The sequence below is a fragment of the Streptomyces sp. NBC_01803 genome, from assembly GCF_035917415.1.
In the GTDB taxonomy this organism is placed as follows: Bacteria; Actinomycetota; Actinomycetes; order Streptomycetales; family Streptomycetaceae; genus Streptomyces.
Window position 1 is genome coordinate 4,804,329 of record NZ_CP109073.1, and the last position, 16,566, is coordinate 4,820,894.

Consider the following 16,566-nt stretch of genomic DNA (forward strand, 5'->3'; position numbering starts at 1 on the left):
GTAGCCTGGTGCCCCCTGTCGCCTGTCGCCCTCGGGAGCGAAACCGCCGTGCGTATCGCCGTCTCAGGCTCCATCGCCCATGACCATCTGATGACCTTCCCCGGCCGGTTCGCCGACCAGCTGGTCGGTGACCAGCTCCACACGGTCTCGCTCTCCTTCCTGGTCGACTCCCTCGAAGTACGCCGGGGCGGTGTCGGCGCCAACATCTGCTACGGCATGGGCCAGTTGGGCGCGGCCCCGATCCTCGTCGGCTCGGCCGGCGCGGACTTCGACGAGTACCGGGCCTGGCTCGACCGGCACGGCGTGGACACCGCCTCGGTCCGCATCTCCGAAATACTGCACACCGCGCGCTTCGTGTGCACCACCGACGCCGACCACAACCAGATCGGCTCCTTCTACACGGGCGCGATGAGCGAGGCCCGGCTGATCGAGCTCCAGGCCGTCGCGGACCGGGTGGGCGGCCTGGACCTGGTGCACATCGGCGCCGACGACCCCGAGGCGATGCTGCGTCACACCGAGGAGTGCCGTACCCGGGGCATCCCGTTCGCCGCCGACTTCTCCCAGCAACTCGCCCGCATGGACGGCGAGGAGATCCGGACCCTGACCGAGGGCGCGGCGTACCTCTTCCACAACGCGTACGAGAGGGCCCTCGTCGAGAGCAAGACCGGCTGGGGGGCCGAGGAGGTGCTCGGCAAGGTCGGCACCCGCGTCACCACGCTCGGCGCGCGCGGCGTGCGGATCGAGCGGACCGGCGAGGAGCCGATCGAGGTCGGCTGCCCGGAGGAGGAGACGAAGGCCGACCCGACCGGCGTCGGCGACGCCTTCCGCGCGGGCTTCCTCTCCGGCCTGGCCTGGGGCGCCTCCCTGGAACGCAGCGCGCAGGTCGGCTGCATGGTCGCCACCCTGGTGATCGAGACGGTCGGCACCCAGGAGTACACGCTGCGCCGGGGGCCCTTCCTGGAACGCTTCGCCAAGGCATACGGCACGGACGCGGCGGACGAGGTCCGCCCCCACCTGAGCTGAGCCGCGGCCCCGCCGGAGGACCGCGCGACGCGCGTGACGTTCGCTCGCGCGGCGGTGCGGACCGCTCGCGCGAGCGGGTTCCCCGGGATGCGCGGGGGAGCCTCGCGGCCGTCGGGGACCGGGACGCGCCCGAGCCGATCCGTCGCCCCGCGTGACGCTCACTCGCCCATGCGGCCGGGGTCGGCATGCGGGGCCCGGGTGTTCGTCCGGCGTCCCCGCGGCTCGCAGCTCCTGCGCGGTCGGCGGTCCGGTGGGGTCAGGACAGACGGCGGACACGGTAGGCCGTGCCGGAGGCGGGGGCGTCGGCGGATTCGCCCAGGTACTCCTGGCCGCGCATCCCGCACCAGGCCGGGATGTCGAGGCGGGCCGCCGCGTCGTCCGACAGGACCGTGATCACTCCGCCCACCGGCACCCGGCCGATCGCCCTGGCCAGCTCGATCACCGGGATCGGGCACCGCTTGCCCAGCGAGTCCACGGTCAGCCGACCCTCCTCCCCGGCCGCCACCACCGGCGCGGCGGCCGGGGGAGGGGCCAGCGCCGCGCGGACCGAGGCGACGGCGTCGGGCAGTGCCGCGAGGAAGCGTTCCACGTCCTCCTCCGCCGTTCCCGGCGGCAGCGACAGCCGGACGTTCCCCTCCGACAACACACCCATCGCCCGCAGCACGTGGCTCGGCGTCAGCGTGCTGGAGGTGCACGAGGAGCCGGAGGACACGCCGAACCCCTCCCGGTCGAGCGCGTACAGCAGCGCCTCCCCGTCGGCGTAGAGACAGGAGAACGTCACGATGTGCGGCAGTCGGCGCACCGGGTCGCCGACCACCTCGACGTCCGGCACCAGGCGCGGCACCTGGGCGCGTACCCGGTCCACCAGCTCCCGCAGGCGCGTCGCCTCCGCGTCCGCCTCCTGCCGCACCGCCCGCAGCGAGGCCGCCGCCGCGACCACGGCCGGGATGTTCTCGAAGCCCGCCGCCCGCCCCGACTCCCGTTCGTCCACCGGCCGCGCGGGCGCGAACCGCACTCCCTTGCGCACCGCGAGCAGTCCCACCCCGGGCGGGCCGCCCCACTTGTGCGCGCTCGCCGCCAGCAGCGACCAGTCCCCTTCCACCGGCCCCCAGGCCAGCGACTGCGCCGCGTCCACCAGCAGCGGCACCCCCGCCGAACGGCACACCTCCGCGACGGCGCCCACCGGCTGACGGGTCCCCACCTCGTGGTTGGCCGACTGCACGCACACCAGCGCGACGGCCGTGCCGTCCAGCGCCGCCGCGACATCCCCCGGCGCGACCCGGCCGCCCCGGTCCACGCCGATCTCGGTGACCTCGCCGCCCGCGTCCCGGTGGGCCTCGGCGGCGTGCAGCACCGCCGAGTGCTCGACGGCCGACACCACCAGCCGCCGCCCGGCCCGGGCCCGCCCGGCGAGCGCGCCCGCGATGCCGGTGTGCAGCGCGCGCGTCCCCGAGGAGGTGAACGTCAATTCGTCCGGGCGGCAGCCCACGGCCTCGGCCGCCGTCTCCCGCGCGGCGTCCAGCAGCATCCGGGCCCGGCGTCCCTCCCGGTGCGGGCGGGCGGGGTCGGCCCAGCCGTCTTCCAGGGCGGCGACCAGCGCCTGCCGGGCCACGGGATGGAGGGGAAGCGAGGACGCGGCGTCGAAGTAGGGCACGTTCGCCACGCTAACAATCCCTTCGTTCCCCCACCCCAGCGCGTTGGGCCACCCTCCCCGCGTGGGCCCGGGTAGCGTCCAGTAGGGTTTGGTCCGCATAAACATCCAAACCCCTGCCCTGTCAGGGCCGGCCCCGCTCCGCGCGAAGGCAGCCCGGACCATGGGCGAGACTCTCGGGAAGGCGCTACGTGAGTCCCAACGGCTCCGACCGCTCGTCGCGGCGCCCGATGCGGCGGATCCTGCCGCAGGCGCTCATCGCGGGCCTGGTCCTGGCAACCGCGACAGGTTGCACATCGGAGGACTTCCCCCGCCTCGGCATGCCCACCCCGGTGACGGAGGAGGCGCCCCGCATCCTGTCCCTGTGGCAGGGCTCGTGGGCCACCGCGCTCGTCACGGGGGTGCTGGTCTGGGGCCTCATCCTGTGGAGCGTGTTCTTCCACCGCCGCTCCAGGACGAAGGTCGAGGTTCCCCCGCAGAACCGGTACAACCTCCCCATCGAGGCCCTGTACACGCTCGTCCCGCTGATCATCGTCTCGGTCCTCTTCTACTTCACGGCCCGTGACCAGACCGAGCTGCTGGAGACCTCGGACGAGCCGGACCACATCATCAACGTGGTCGGCTTCCAGTGGAGCTGGGGTTTCAACTACATCGAGCCGGTGGGCGCCTCCGACGGCGACGCCAGGGAGGCGCCCGAGCTGGCGGCCATCCCGGACCGCGTTCAGGACCGCTTCCCCGCGGGGGCGGATGGCGTCTACGAGGTCGGCACCCCCGCCGACCGCAACCCCGACACGGGCAACCCGGGCCCCACCCTGGTGCTGCCCGTGGGTGAGACCGTGCAGTTCGTCCTCACCTCGCGGGACGTCATCCACTCCTTCTGGGTGGTGCCGTTCCTGATGAAGCAGGACGTCATCCCCGGGCACACCAACACCTTCGAGGTGACCCCCAGCCGTCAGGGCACCTTCCTCGGCAAGTGCGCCGAGCTCTGCGGCGTGGACCACTCCCGCATGCTCTTCAACGTCAAGGTCGTGTCGCCCGAGGAGTACGACGCGTACCTGCGGGAGCTCGCGGACCAGGGTCAGACGGGTTACATCCCGGCCGGCATCGAGCAGTCGGACGCCGCACGGAACGCCGAGACCAACGAGGGGCAGTCGTGAGTATCCTCGAAAAAAATCAGGAGTCGGACGTCGCGCCCGCGATCCGCGCCGCGCGCCGCCCGCAGCCGGGGTCCGTCGTGGTCAAGTGGCTCACCACCACCGACCACAAGACGATCGGCACGATGTACCTCGCGACGTCGTTCCTCTTCTTCATCGTCGGCGGCGTCCTCGCGCTGCTGATGCGCGCCGAGCTCGGTCGGCCCGGCAACCAGTACCTGAGCAACGAGCAGTTCAACCAGCTCTTCACCATGCACGGCACGGTGATGCTGCTGCTGTTCGCGACCCCCCTGTTCGCCGGCTTCGCCAACTGGATCATGCCGCTCCAGATCGGCGCCCCCGACGTGGCGTTCCCGCGCCTGAACATGCTGGCCTACTGGCTGTACCTCTTCGGCGGTCTGCTGGTCGTCGCCGGCTTCCTCACCCCCCAGGGCGCGGCCGGCTTCGGCTGGTTCGCCTACTCGCCGCTGTCCGACGCCGTGCGCTCGCCGGGCCTCGGCTCCGACATGTGGGTGATGGGCCTGGCCCTCGGCGGCTTCGGCACCATCCTCGGCGCGGTCAACTTCATCACCACGATCATCTGCATGCGCGCCCCGGGCATGACGATGTTCCGGATGCCGATCTTCACCTGGAACGTGCTGCTGACCGGTGTGCTGGTGCTGCTGGCCTTCCCGGTGCTCGCCGCCGCCCTCTTCGCCCTCGCGGCGGACCGGGTCTTCGGCGCCCATATCTTCGACGCGGCCAACGGCGGCGCGATCCTGTGGCAGCACCTGTTCTGGTTCTTCGGCCATCCAGAGGTGTACATCATCGCGCTGCCGTTCTTCGGCATCGTCTCCGAGATCATCCCGGTCTTCAGCCGCAAGCCGATCTTCGGCTACATCGGCCTGGTCTCCGCGACGATCATGATCGCGGGTCTGTCGGTGACGGTGTGGGCGCACCACATGTACGTCACGGGCGCGGTGCTGCTGCCGTTCTTCTCCTTCATGACCTTCCTGATCGCGGTGCCGACGGGCGTGAAGTTCTTCAACTGGCTCGGCACCATGTGGAAGGGCTCACTCAGCTTCGAGACCCCCATGCTCTGGTCGGTCGGCTTCCTGATCACCTTCCTCTTCGGTGGTCTCACCGGTGTGATCCTGGCCTCGCCGCCATTGGACTTCGCCATCTCCGACAGCTACTTCGTGGTGGCCCACTTCCACTACGTGGTCTTCGGCACGGTCGTCTTCGCCATGTTCGCCGGCTTCCACTTCTGGTGGCCCAAGTGGACGGGCAAGATGCTGGACGAGCGGCTGGGCAAGATCACCTTCTGGACGCTGTTCGTCGGCTTCCACACCACCTTCCTCGTCCAGCACTGGCTGGGCGCCGAGGGCATGCCGCGCCGCATCCCGGACTACCTGGCGGCGGACGGCTTCACCGCGCTGAACACCGTGTCCACCATCGGGTCGTTCCTGCTCGGCCTGTCGATGCTGCCGTTCTTCTACAACGTCTGGAAGACCTGGAAGTACGGCGAGAAGGTCGACACCGACGACCCGTGGGGCTACGGCCGTTCGCTCGAATGGGCGACCTCGTGCCCACCGCCGCGGCACAACTTCACCACCCTGCCCAAGATCCGCTCCGAGTCGCCGGCCTTCGACCTGCACCACCCCGAGGTCGCGGCACTCGACCAGCTTGAGAACGACGCCCGCCACGAGGCCGAGGCGCTCACCGGAAAGGAGGCCGGCCAGTGAGGATCCAAGGGCACTTGTTCGCCTGGATCTCGGTCTTCATGCTGTCCGTGGCCGTCGTCTACGGACTGTGGTCCAAGGAGCCGGTCGGCACCACGGCGCTGTTCCTCTCGTTCGCCCTGTCGGCGATGATCGGGTTCTACCTGATCTTCACCGCCCGGCGGGTCGACACGGGCGCGCAGGACAACAAGGAGGCCGACGTCGCCGACGACGCCGGCGAGCTGGGCTTCTACAGCCCGCACAGCTGGGCCCCCCTGGTCCTCGGCGCGGGCGGCGCGGCGGCGTTCATGGGACCGGTCTTCGGCTGGTGGTTCCTGTACTTCACCGCGCCCCTGGTGGGCGTCGGCCTGTGGCTGTGGGTCTTCGAGTACTACCGCGGCGAGAACCAGAACCAGTGACACCCCACGCCGGGCGCGACGCGCCCGCGTGACCCGTGGCCCCCCGGAGGCGAGACCTCCGGGGGGCCACCCCATTCGCAGCAAGCCAGCGCGCCCTTTCGGGCCAACCTTCATACGTTGTGGCTATGAGTCACATATCTCGGACAACGCTCAGCGCCGCGCTGCTGGCCGCTCCGTTGCTGGCCGGGCTCACCGCCTGCGGCGAGAGCGACCACCCGCTGGCCGCCGACCCGTACGACGCCATGGAGCAGCTTTCCTTCGGCACCGCGGAGGGCGAGGAGGCCACCGCCGTCGATCCCGACTCGCCCCTGAAGATCAGCGCCAAGGGCTCGGACACCCGCATCACCGACGTGGTCGCCACCGACACCACCGGCCGCCCCCTGGCGGGCGAGCTGGCCGCCGACGGCCGGGGCTGGCGCAGCACCTCACCACTGGCCGCCGACGCCACGTACACCGTCCGGGTCAGCACCGAGGACGGCGGTGGCACCCCCGGGCGAGGCATCCACAGCTTCACCACCCGCGCCTCGGACACCAAGCGCCTGGACGTCGCCTTCGGCCCGGAGGCGGGCACCTACGGCGTCGGGCAGCCCATCACGGCGACCCTCAGCCGCGCGGTCCCGGACGAGCGCGAACGGGCCCTCGTGGAGGCCGCCCTGACAGTCCGCTCCGAGCCCGCCGTGGAAGGCGCCTGGCACTGGGTGGACGACAAGGAACTGCACTACCGCCCCGAGGAGTACTGGCCCGCGCACGCCCGGATCTCCGTCGTGTCCAACCTGGAGGGCCTGGCCATCCGGGACGACCTGCGCGGCGGCAGCGGCAAGTCCCTGGAGCTCAAGACCGGGGACCGGGTCGAGGCCGTCGCCGACATCAGCGCCCACACCATGACCGTCTCCCGCAACGGCGAGGAGCTGCGCACCCTGCCGATCACCACCGGCAAGGAGGGCTTCCGCACCCGCAGCGGCAAGAAGGTCGTCCTCGGCCGCGAGGCGCAGGTGCGGATGACGGGCACGAGCATCGGCATCCCGGCCGGGAGCGCCGACTCCTACGACCTGAACGTCGAATGGGCCGCCCGTCTCACCTGGAGCGGCGAGTACGTGCACGGCGCGCCCTGGTCGGTCGGCTCCCAGGGCGTGGACAACGTCAGCCACGGCTGCACCGGCCTCAGCACCGAGAACGCCCGCTGGTTCTACGAGCTGGTCAAGCCCGGCGATATCGTCGAACACGTCAACGGTTTCGGCGAGGACATGGCGCCGTTCGGCAACGGCTTCGGCGACTGGAACCTCTCCTGGGAGGCGTGGCTGGAGGGCAGCGCGCTGGGCGCCGAGGACCAGCCGGCGGCGGACCGGCCGGAAGGCCGGCTGGCACCGCGCGTCTGACCGGCCGGTCCCGCCGTCAGGCGGCGGTCGGCAGCCGCCGGCGCAGCAGAGAGGCCAGGGAGGAGGCCAGTTCCGACGGGTCCACCGGGTGGGCCACAGCGGCCTCCGCGCGGCTCCACGTGGCCAGCCAGGCGTCCTGCGGGCGACCGATCAGCAGCAGCACCGGCGGGCACTCGAAGATCTCGTCCTTGATCTGGCGGCACACGCCCATGCCCCCGGCCGGCACGGCCTCGCCGTCCAGCACGCAGACGTCGATGCCGCCCTTCTCCAGCTCGGACAGCACGGCGGGCAGCGTCGCGCACTCCAGGTACTCGATCTCCGGGACGTCCGCCGCCGGACGCCGGCCCGCCGCCAGGCGCACCTGCTCGCGGGTGTTGGCGTCGTCGCTGTAGACCAGCACCGTGGCGGTGCTCTGCATCGTTCCTCCGCGGGGTGGAGCGGGTGTCGTCGCGGCGGATGCTACTCCCTCCCGGGCCCCCTGGGCAGGCCGTCGACGAGGCATCCGGTCCTACGGACACTCCGAACCGGACCCCCGGGGCAAGCGCCGGAATACCGCCCGACATAATGACGGCGTGGCGACAGCAACAGCAGTAGATACCGGGCACGCGATCCCCTCGGTCAACAGGCCGAACGTCACCAGTGTCGGGACCGTCATCTGGCTGAGTTCCGAGTTGATGTTCTTCGCGGCCCTCTTCGCGATGTACTTCACCCTGCGGTCGGTGATGGGCGCGGACTACTGGCAGGAGAGCGCGGAAGCGCTCAATCTGCCTTTCTCCGCGACCAATACGACGATCCTGGTGCTTTCCTCCCTCACCTGCCAGCTCGGTGTGTTCGCCGCCGAGCGGGGCGATGTGAAGAAGCTCCGCGGTTGGTTCGTGGTCACCTTCGTCATGGGAGCCGTCTTCATCGGCGGACAGGTCACCGAGTACGTCGAACTGGTCGAGCACGAGGGCATCTCCCTCTCCTCCGGCCCCTACGGTTCGGCGTTCTACCTGACCACGGGCTTCCACGGGATGCACGTGCTGGGCGGGCTGATCGCGTTCCTGTTCGTCCTCGGGCGGACCTACGCCGCGCGGCGCTTCACCCACGAACAGGCCACCACGGCCATCGTCGTGTCGTACTACTGGCACTTCGTCGACGTCGTCTGGATCGGCCTCTTCGCCACCATCTACCTGATCCAGTAGCGGCCGGTCGACGCACTGTACGTCCTTATCCAGCACCGACGCAGAAGATCCTGACACCGGGGTAATCCGTGAAAAAGCTCTCCGCACGACGACGCCATCCCATGGCGGCCCTCGTCGTCCTGCTCCTCGCGCTGGCGGCCACAGGGGGGCTGTACGCCGCGTTCGCCCCCGCGGACGAGGCCAAGGCCGACGACGGGGCCCAGTCCCTCGCCATCGAGGAGGGCAAAAGGCTCTACGACGTCGGCTGCTCCAGCTGCCACGGCGCTGGCGGCCAGGGTGGCAGTGACGGTCCCAGCCTGGTGGGCGTGGGCGCCGCCGCTGTCGACTTCCAGGTCGGCACCGGCCGGATGCCGATGCAGCAGCCGGGTCCGCAGGCCCCGGACAAGCCCGCGGTGTACACGCAGGCCGAGATCGATCAGCTCGCCGCGTACATCGCCTCGCTCGGCCCCGGTCCCGCCCAGCCGAACACCAGCGCCTACGACCCCGCCGAGGGCAACTCGGCCGAGGGTGGCGAGCTGTTCCGGACCAACTGCTCCGGATGCCACAACTTCACCGGTCAGGGCGGCGCCCTGACGCACGGCAAGGAAGCCCCGGGGCTGGACGACGTCGACCCCCGGTACATCTACGAGGCCCTCCTCACCGGCCCGCAGAACATGCCCTCCTTCCCGGACTCCACCCTCCCCGAGGAGCAGAAGCAGGACATCATCGCGTTCCTCCAGGAGGTCAACACCTCCGAGTCGGCGACCCCGGGAGGGTTCACGCTCGGCGGCTTCGGCCCCGTCAGCGAGGGTCTCTTCGCCTTTACCTTCGGCATCGGCGCCCTGATCGCCGTCTCCGTGTGGGTCGGCGCCAGGACCGCGAAGGCCAGGAAGTCATGAGTAGCCACGACAACGAACGAAACGACAAGGTGCTGTCCGACGACCACCTGCCCCAGAGCCCGGAGGGAAGGGGCCAGGTCGCCGTCGCGGACGACCCGTTCGCCGACCCGGGCCTGCCCCCGCACGAGCCGCGCCGCCAGGACGTGGACGAGCGGGCCGCCAAGCGCTCCGAGCGCACGATCTCGCTGCTGTTCACGCTGGCCATGCTGGCCACGGTCGGCTTCATCGCCGTCTACTCGACCGTCAGCGTCGAGAAGATCGTTTACATCTTCCCGTTCGGGCACGTCAGCGCCACGAACTTCGGGCTCGGACTGACGCTGGCCGTGGCGCTGTTCGCCACCGGCGCCGGCGCCATCCACTGGGCCCGCACGCTGATGTCCGATCTGGAGACCGCCGACGAGCGGCACGCCGTCGAGGCCACGCCCGAGGTCAAGGCCAAGGTCTTCGACGACTGGAAGCAGGGCGTCGCCGAGTCCCAGTGGACCCGCCGCAAGATGGTGCGCAACACCATGCTCGGCGCGCTGACCCTCGTTCCCCTCACCGGCGTCGTGCTGCTGCGCGACCTGGGCCCGCTGCCCTACAGCCGACTGCGGCACACGGCGTGGAAGGAGGGCTCGCTGATCATCAACGAGTCCACCATGCAGCCGCTGCGCCCCGAGGACATCGTGGTCGGCTCCCTCACCCAGGCCATGCCCGAGGGACTCGACCCGCACGCCGAGGACTTCCACGCGGAGATCGCCAAGGCCGCGGTCATGCTGGTGCGGCTGGAGCCCGAGGAGATCAAGGACCAGCGTTCGGCCGAGTGGGGCCACGAGGGCATCCTCTGCTACTCCAAGATCTGCACCCACATCGGCTGTCCGGCGACGCTCTACGAGCAGCAGACCCACCACGCGCTCTGCCCCTGCCACCAGTCGACGTTCGACCTCGCGGACGGGGCCCGGGTGCTCTTCGGCCCGGCAGGCCACCCCCTGCCGCAGCTTCGCATCGCGGTGAACGACGAAGGTTATCTCCAAGCGCTCGGCGACTTCGAGGAGCCGCCCGGCCCGAGCTTCTGGGAGCGCGGATGAGTACGACAACTGACGCCCCGAAGACGAGGGGCACGGCCGGCCCGGGCGAGCGCCTCGCCGACTGGACCGACGGCCGGCTGGGGCTCTACACCCTGGCCAAGGCCAACATGCGGAAGATCTTCCCCGACCACTGGTCGTTCCTGCTGGGCGAGATCTGCCTCTACAGCTTCACCATCCTGATCCTCACCGGCACCTACCTGACCCTCTTCTTCGTGCCGAGCATGGCCGAGGTCGAGTACGACGGTCCCTATGTGCCGATGCAGGGCGTGATGATGACCGAGGCGTACGCCTCGACGCTCGACATCAGCTTCGAGGTCCGCGGCGGTCTGCTGGTCCGGCAGATCCACCACTGGGCCGCGCTGATCTTCGTCGTCGGCCTGCTCTTCCACATGATGCGGGTGTTCTTCACCGGCGCTTTCCGCAAGCCGCGCGAGCTCAACTGGCTGTTCGGCTGGACGCTGCTGATCCTCGCCATCTTCACCGGCCTCACCGGCTACTCGCTGCCGGACGACCTGCTCTCCGGCACCGGTATCCGGTTCATGGAGGGCGCGATCCTGGCGACACCGGTGATCGGCACCTATCTACAGATGTTCCTGTTCGGCGGGGAATTCCCCGGGCACGACATCATCCCGAGATTCTTCGTCATCCACGTGCTGTTGCTACCGGGCATCATGCTGGGGCTGGTCACCGCCCACCTGATCCTGGTCTTCTACCACAAGCACACCCAGTACGCCGGGCCGGGAAAGACGAACACCAACGTCGTCGGCATGCCGTTCCTGCCCGTCTACATGGCCAAGGCCGGCGGCTTCTTCTTCCTCGTCTTCGGCGTCATCACGGCCATCGCGGCGACCGTCACCATCAACCCCGTGTGGGTGCTGGGGCCATACCGGCCCGATCAGGTCTCCACGAACGCCCAGCCGGACTGGTATCTGGGCTTCTCCGAGGGCTTGGTGCGCATGATGCCCGGCTGGGAGTGGGTGATCCCCGGCGGGTACACGCTCAACCTGGGCCTGATGATCCCGCTCGGCGTCTTCCCGGGCATGCTGGTGCTGATCGGCCTCTACCCGTTCTTCGAATCCTGGGTCACCAAGGACCGGCGGGAGCACCACATCGCGGAGCGCCCGCGCAACAGCCCGACCAGGACCGGGTTCGGCGTGGCCTGGTTGACCGCGTACGTGGTCAGCCTCATCGCGGGCGGCAACGACGTGTGGGCGGTCAACTTCAACCTGTCCATCAACGCCATCACCTGGTTCTGCCGGGGCGCCTTCTTCATCCTGCCGGTGCTCACGTTCATCGCGACCCGGCGGATCTGCATCGGCCTCCAGCGCCGCGACATGGAGAAGGTCCTGCACGGCCGGGAGACCGGCATCATCAAGCGGCTGCCGCACGGCGAGTTCATCGAGGTGCACGAGCCGCTGTCGCCGCACCAGCGGTACGCGCTCGTCGCGCACGACCAGCAGCAGCCGGTCGAGATCGGTGCGGAGACCGACGAGAACGGCGTGCGGCGCAAGGTCAGCCCGCTGGAGCGGCTGCGCGCCCGGATCAGCCGCGGCTACTTCGGTGAGCACGCGCAGATCAGCAAGCCGACCGCCGAGGAGTACCGCGCCATCACCAGCGGCGAGGGACACCACTGACCGACCGGTCAGGCGGCCGAGGGCCGTGGTCACCGCCCGTTCCCGGGCGGCGGCCACGGCCCTCGGCGTTTGGCCCTAGGCTCTGCTCCGACGAATCCGACGACGGGCCCCGTCCCGCGGTGTCCGTTCCCGCCAGGAGTGATGCTTCATGAGCGTTGTGACCCCCGCCGGAGGCGACCCAGCGGCCGTGCGCACCTGGCCCGATGTGCTCGCGTCACTGCTCGCGGGCCAGGACCTGACCGCTGACGAGACGGCCTGGGCCATGGACCGCGTGATGAGCGGCGAGGCGACGGACGCCCAGATCGCCGGCTTCGCCATCGCCCTGCGTGCCAAGGGCGAGACGGTCGAGGAGGTCACCGGCCTGGTCCGGGCGATGTACGAGCACGCGCATCTGATCGAGGTGCCGGGGCCGACCGTGGACATCGTCGGCACCGGCGGCGACCGCGCCAAGACGGTCAACATCTCCACCATGTCCGCGATCGTGGTGGCCGGCGCGGGCGCCCGGGTCGTCAAGCACGGCAACCGCGCGGCGTCCAGCGCCAGCGGCGCGTCCGACGTGCTGGAGAAGCTCGGCGTCAACCTGGAGCTGACGCCGCGGCGAGTGGTCGAGGTCGCGGTGGAGGCCGGGATCACCTTCTGCTTCGCGGTCCACTTCCACCCGGCGCTGCGGCATGTGGCCGCCGCCCGGCGGGAGTTGGGCGTCCCGACCACGTTCAACATCCTGGGCCCGCTCAGCAACCCGGCCCGCGTCCGCGCCCAGGCGACGGGCGTCGCCGACGCGCGGATGGCGCCGATCATGGCGGGCGTGCTGGCCGAACGCGGCACCTCCGCCCTGGTGTTCCGGGGCGACGACGGCTTGGACGAGCTGACCGTCACCTCCACCTCCACGGTGTGGGTGGTGCGCGACGGGAAGGTGCGGGAGGAGAAGTTCGATCCCCGCGACGTGGGGATCGAGCTGGTCCCCATCGAGGCCCTGCGCGGCGCGGACGCCACCTACAACGCGGAGGTCGCGCGCCGCCTGCTCGCGGGCGAACGCGGCCCGGTGCGCGACGCTGTCCTGCTGAACTCGGCGGCGGCCCTGGTCGCCCTGACCCCCGGGGACGGTCCGCTGGCGGAGCAACTCGCGGCGGGCATGGCGAAGGCCGCCGAATCCATCGACACGGGCGCGGCGCGCACCACCCTGGAGCGCTGGATCGCCGCCAGTCACACGTAGCCGCCGCGCGGGCGGCCCGGCCACGCCGAGCGGGGCGGCCGGGCCGCCGCCGGAGCGTCGGGCGTCCCAAACATCCCGAACATCCCGAACGTCTTGGGTGTCGCGTCAGGCGTCGAGACCGATCGCGAAGGCCGCTTCGAGGTCGTGTCGGGAGTACGTGCGGAAGGCGATGTGGGTTTCGGTCGACTCCACGCCCGGTACTTTGCTGATGCGGCCCGGGATCACCTCCGCGAGGTCCTCGTGGCCGCGGACGCGGACCATGGCGATAAGGTCGTGGGGGCCGGTCACCGAGTAGACCTCGCTGACCCCCTCCAACGCCGCGATCCGCTCCGCGACCTCAGGGACGCGGTCCACGCTGGTCTTGATGAGCACGATCGAAGTGATCACGGTTTGGCCCTTCCCTGTGCGGCGGACGCGGTACCTAGGGCTCACCTTAGCCCGCCGCATGGGCCATGGCGTCGGCGTAGCGCGTAGGGTGACAGTGGATAACGACAGGGCTGACGGACGGTGTGAGCGGTGGTGGATCCCACGGATGGTGACGAGGCGACAGGGCGGCCCGAGCCCGAGTCCGGGGAGCCCGCCGAGAGCCTTGACCGACCGCTGCCCGAGCGCGTCCGCCACCGCGTCATCCTGCTCGCCGGCGACTCCTTCGCCGGAATGACCATCGCGGAGCTCCCCGTCACTCTGCGGCAGTATGCCCGATTCACCCCCTCCCGGCGAGTGAAGTTCGGTGGCAGCGCCATGGCCGCCGCCCTGGAGAACGACACCGTTTTCCGGCAGCGCGTCGCCGCTCGGCTGCGGGCCGCCGAGCCGGAGCTCGCCGAGGCCGTCGAGGAGGGCACCCCGCCGCCCGCCGCGGACCCCGTGGAGGTGGCCGCCGCCGCCTTCGTGCTGCGCCCGCCGGGCTGGGCGAAGCTCGTCGCCGCCGCGGGCGAGGAGGCCCAGCGCGCCCAGGCGGAGCGCGCCGAACAGGAGCGCGAGCGGGAGATCGGCCGGCTGCGGGAGGAGCTGGCCCAGGTGCGGTCGGCCGCCCACACCGACGGCGAGCGGCTGCGCGCCGAGCTGGACGCGGCCCGCAGGGAGTCCGACGCGGTCCACCGCAAGCTGCGCAGCGCGGTCAGCGACGTGCGGCGCGGCGAGGCCGCCACGCGCAAGCTGCGCGCCGAGCTGGAGGAAGCGCGGGCGGAGGCGGCCGGCGCCAGGGCCGCCGCCGACGGCGAGGCGCGCCGGCTGCGGGCGCGGCTGGCGCAGGCCGAGGCGGCCCTGGAGACCAGCCGCAAGGCGGTCCGTGAGGGGCGCGGCATCGAGGACATGCGGCTGCGCCTGCTGCTCGACACGGTATTGGAGGCGTCCCAGGGACTGCGCCGCGAACTGGCTCTGCCACCCGTCGGGTTGAGGCCGGCTCAGACCATCGAGGCGGTGGAGCCGGGCGGTATGACGCCGCAGGACGTGGCGCAGCGCGCGCTCGCGGAGGACGATCCGGCGCTGCTGGACCAGCTGCTGGCGCTGCCCCAGGCCCATCTGGTCGTGGACGGCTACAACGTGACCAAGACCGGCTATCCCGCGCTGCCGTTGGAGAAGCAGCGGCTGCGGCTGCTGGGCGGGCTCGCGGTTCTCGCGGCCCAGACGGGCGCGGAGATGACGTGTGTCTTCGACGGCGCCGAGCTGGCCGCGCCCGTGCTGCTGACCCCACCGCGCGGCGTTCGGGTGCTCTTCAGCAGACCGGGCCAGACGGCGGACGAGCTCATCCGACAGCTGGTGCGGGCCGAGCCGCGTGGGCGTCCGCTGGTGGTGGTCTCCTCGGACCGCGAGGTCGCGGACGGCGTGGCCGGCGCGGGCGCCCGGCCGGTCGCCTCGGCCCTGTTGGTGAAGCGGCTCGCCCGGACCTAGGGTCCGTCCTCGCGCGTCGTGCGGGCCGCGCGGGGCGCCTGTCCGTTCCGTCCGTTCCGCCGCTCTCGCCCCCTACACAGCGTGCCGGGTCGATCGCGGCTGGTGTGAGCTGAGTAAAAAATACCCGCGAGGATTTGAACCTGGTAAACCTCCCTCGCTAGGGTCGGGCGTCGAACCTTCGCGCGGGAGCCCATCCAGTCCGGGTGGCCGCGAAATGCCCGCCGATTCCGCGGCAGTTCGCGTGGAGCGGTGGCTGAGGAAAAGGGAGTTCGCTCCAGTGGCGTCTCATCGTCGTCCCAAGTCGCCGAGCCGGGCCCGTGTGACCTTTTTCGGCGCCACCGCAGCCGCCACTGTCGCGATCACCTCGCAGACCGCCCAGGCCGAGCCGGACCCCACCGTCGACGAGGTCCGCGAGCAGGTGGACGACCTCCGGCACGAGGCGGAGGTCATCACCGAGGAGTACAACGGCGCCAAGGAGCGCGCCGAGGAGCTCCAGGCCGAGGTGGACGATCTGCAGGATTCCACCGCGCGTGGCCAGGAGGAGCTGAACGAGCTGCGTTCGGGCGTCGGTTCGGTGGCGTCGGCCCAGTACCGCAACGGTGGTATCGACCCGTCGCTGCACCTCTTCCTCTCCGCCGACCCCGACGCCTATCTCGACCAGGCGTCCACGCTGGACCAGGTGAGCGGCAAGCAGGCCGAGACGCTGCGGCTGATCGAGGACCGGCAGCGCAACCTGGACCAGCAGCGCCAGGAGGCCACCGACAGGCTCGCCGAGCTGGAGGAGCTGCGCGGCCGGCTCAGCGACCAGAAGGAAACGATCCAGGACAAGCTGAACGAGGCGCAGTCGCTCCTCAATCAGCTCACCGAGGAGGAGCAGGCCAGGCTCGCCGCCCAGGAGCAGGCGGAGGCCGATCGCGCCGCCGAGGCCGCGCGCGCCGACCGTTCCGACGAACGCGCCGACTTCGTCGACGTCCCCGGCTCCTCCCGCGGCTCGGCGGCGCTCTCCGCCGCCGCCACCAAGCTCGGCTCGCCCTACGTCTGGGGCGCCACCGGCCCCAGCTCCTTCGACTGCTCGGGCCTGACCTCCTGGGCCTACGCCCAGGCCGGCGTCTCCCTGCCGCGCACCTCGCAGTCCCAGGCCGGCGCCGGCACCCGCGTCGGCCTGGACCAACTCGCCCCCGGCGACCTGGTGTTCTACTACAGCGGCCTGTCCCACGTGGGCATGTACGCGGGCAACGGCCAGATCATCCACGCGCCGTCGTCCGGCTCTGTCGTCCGGTACGACTCGGTGACGTCCATGCCGTTCCAGTTCGGCGTCCGGGTCGGCTGACGCGGGCGGTCCCGCCGTTCCACCGCGCGCCCGGGCGGTATCGTCTC

Annotated in this window: 14 protein-coding genes and 1 pseudogene; 12 read left to right on the forward strand and 3 right to left on the reverse strand. The window is 70.9% G+C overall.

Annotated elements, in window-relative coordinates; all coding sequences use genetic code 11:
* The first annotated feature begins 48 nt into the window (after positions 1 to 48).
* Positions 49 to 1,023 (forward strand): carbohydrate kinase family protein, encoded by a 975-nt coding sequence (locus OIE51_RS21845; RefSeq protein WP_326599445.1) that lies wholly within the window; start codon positions 49 to 51, stop codon positions 1,021 to 1,023.
* A 256-nt stretch (positions 1,024 to 1,279) separates the two neighbouring features.
* Here OIE51_RS21845 and OIE51_RS21850 read toward each other — a convergent pair whose 3' ends face one another.
* A complete protein-coding gene (locus OIE51_RS21850; protein WP_326600737.1) occupies positions 1,280 to 2,677 on the reverse strand; it encodes a cysteine desulfurase/sulfurtransferase TusA family protein in 1,398 nt (465 codons plus the stop codon).
* 188 nt (positions 2,678 to 2,865) lie between these two features.
* Between OIE51_RS21850 and ctaC the strand changes: the two genes are divergently transcribed.
* From ctaC to OIE51_RS21870, 4 genes and pseudogenes are all read left to right on the forward strand, one after another.
* On the forward strand, positions 2,866 to 3,831 hold the full coding sequence (gene ctaC / locus OIE51_RS21855; protein WP_326599446.1) for an aa3-type cytochrome oxidase subunit II: 966 nt from the start codon (positions 2,866 to 2,868) through the stop codon (positions 3,829 to 3,831).
* A 53-nt stretch (positions 3,832 to 3,884) separates the two neighbouring features.
* Positions 3,885 to 5,552: pseudogene (ctaD, locus tag OIE51_RS21860) on the forward strand (aa3-type cytochrome oxidase subunit I); the annotation flags it as partial.
* Complete coding sequence (locus tag OIE51_RS21865) at positions 5,549 to 5,947, forward strand: cytochrome c oxidase subunit 4 (protein WP_326599447.1); 399 nt, start codon at positions 5,549 to 5,551, stop codon at positions 5,945 to 5,947. The pseudogene ctaD and the gene OIE51_RS21865, both read left to right, overlap by 4 nt.
* 125 nt (positions 5,948 to 6,072) lie before the next feature.
* Entirely contained in the window at positions 6,073 to 7,323 is a 1,251-nt protein-coding gene (locus OIE51_RS21870; RefSeq protein ID WP_326599448.1) for a L,D-transpeptidase, read from the forward strand.
* A 16-nt stretch (positions 7,324 to 7,339) separates the two neighbouring features.
* Here the strand turns inward: OIE51_RS21870 and OIE51_RS21875 are convergent, their stop codons facing one another.
* The gene (locus tag OIE51_RS21875; RefSeq protein ID WP_326599449.1) at positions 7,340 to 7,741 is read right to left on the reverse strand and encodes a hypothetical protein; all 402 of its coding nucleotides are present in this window, start codon (positions 7,739 to 7,741) and stop codon (positions 7,340 to 7,342) included.
* Positions 7,742 to 7,895: 154 nt separating this feature from the next.
* Between OIE51_RS21875 and ctaE the strand changes: the two genes are divergently transcribed.
* The 5 genes from ctaE (at position 7,896) to trpD (ending at position 13,299) form a co-directional block, all read left to right on the forward strand.
* Complete coding sequence (gene ctaE, locus OIE51_RS21880; protein WP_326599450.1) at positions 7,896 to 8,507, forward strand: aa3-type cytochrome oxidase subunit III; 612 nt, start codon at positions 7,896 to 7,898, stop codon at positions 8,505 to 8,507.
* A gap of 68 nt (positions 8,508 to 8,575) precedes the next feature.
* Positions 8,576 to 9,385, forward strand: a complete 810-nt coding sequence (qcrC, locus tag OIE51_RS21885; RefSeq protein ID WP_326599451.1) for a cytochrome bc1 complex diheme cytochrome c subunit — start codon at positions 8,576 to 8,578, stop codon at positions 9,383 to 9,385.
* Positions 9,382 to 10,452 carry a cytochrome bc1 complex Rieske iron-sulfur subunit gene (gene qcrA, locus OIE51_RS21890; protein ID WP_326599452.1) on the forward strand — a complete coding sequence of 357 codons (1,071 nt, stop codon included), beginning with the start codon at positions 9,382 to 9,384 and terminating at the stop codon, positions 10,450 to 10,452. Before qcrC ends, qcrA begins: the two co-directional genes overlap by 4 nt.
* Positions 10,449 to 12,086, forward strand: coding sequence for a cytochrome bc1 complex cytochrome b subunit (gene qcrB / locus OIE51_RS21895; protein WP_326599453.1), 1,638 nt, complete (start codon positions 10,449 to 10,451; stop codon positions 12,084 to 12,086). Before qcrA ends, qcrB begins: the two co-directional genes overlap by 4 nt.
* 148 nt (positions 12,087 to 12,234) lie before the next feature.
* The gene (gene trpD, locus OIE51_RS21900; RefSeq protein ID WP_326599454.1) at positions 12,235 to 13,299 is read left to right on the forward strand and encodes an anthranilate phosphoribosyltransferase; all 1,065 of its coding nucleotides are present in this window, start codon (positions 12,235 to 12,237) and stop codon (positions 13,297 to 13,299) included.
* A gap of 105 nt (positions 13,300 to 13,404) precedes the next feature.
* Here trpD and OIE51_RS21905 read toward each other — a convergent pair whose 3' ends face one another.
* Complete coding sequence (locus OIE51_RS21905; RefSeq protein WP_326599455.1) at positions 13,405 to 13,686, reverse strand: Lrp/AsnC family transcriptional regulator; 282 nt, start codon at positions 13,684 to 13,686, stop codon at positions 13,405 to 13,407.
* A 132-nt stretch (positions 13,687 to 13,818) separates the two neighbouring features.
* Between OIE51_RS21905 and OIE51_RS21910 the strand changes: the two genes are divergently transcribed.
* Both OIE51_RS21910 and OIE51_RS21915 read left to right on the forward strand, forming a co-directional pair.
* Positions 13,819 to 15,189, forward strand: a complete 1,371-nt coding sequence (locus tag OIE51_RS21910) for an NYN domain-containing protein (protein WP_442812071.1) — start codon at positions 13,819 to 13,821, stop codon at positions 15,187 to 15,189.
* Positions 15,190 to 15,466: 277 nt separating this feature from the next.
* Positions 15,467 to 16,519 carry a C40 family peptidase gene (locus tag OIE51_RS21915; protein WP_326599456.1) on the forward strand — a complete coding sequence of 351 codons (1,053 nt, stop codon included), beginning with the start codon at positions 15,467 to 15,469 and terminating at the stop codon, positions 16,517 to 16,519.
* Positions 16,520 to 16,566 lie beyond the last annotated feature (47 nt).

Bases quoted from the DNA above. Each gene is read 5' to 3' on its own strand.
- qcrA (WP_326599452.1), top strand. From the start codon at position 9,382: ATGAGTAGCCACGACAACGAACGAAACGACAAGGTGCTGTCCGACGAC.
- qcrB (WP_326599453.1), top strand. From the start codon at position 10,449: ATGAGTACGACAACTGACGCCCCGAAGACGAGGGGCACGGCCGGCCCG.
- trpD (WP_326599454.1), top strand. From the start codon at position 12,235: ATGAGCGTTGTGACCCCCGCCGGAGGCGACCCAGCGGCCGTGCGCACC.
- OIE51_RS21875 (WP_326599449.1), bottom strand. From the start codon at position 7,741: ATGCAGAGCACCGCCACGGTGCTGGTCTACAGCGACGACGCCAACACC.
- OIE51_RS21870 (WP_326599448.1), top strand. From the start codon at position 6,073: ATGAGTCACATATCTCGGACAACGCTCAGCGCCGCGCTGCTGGCCGCT.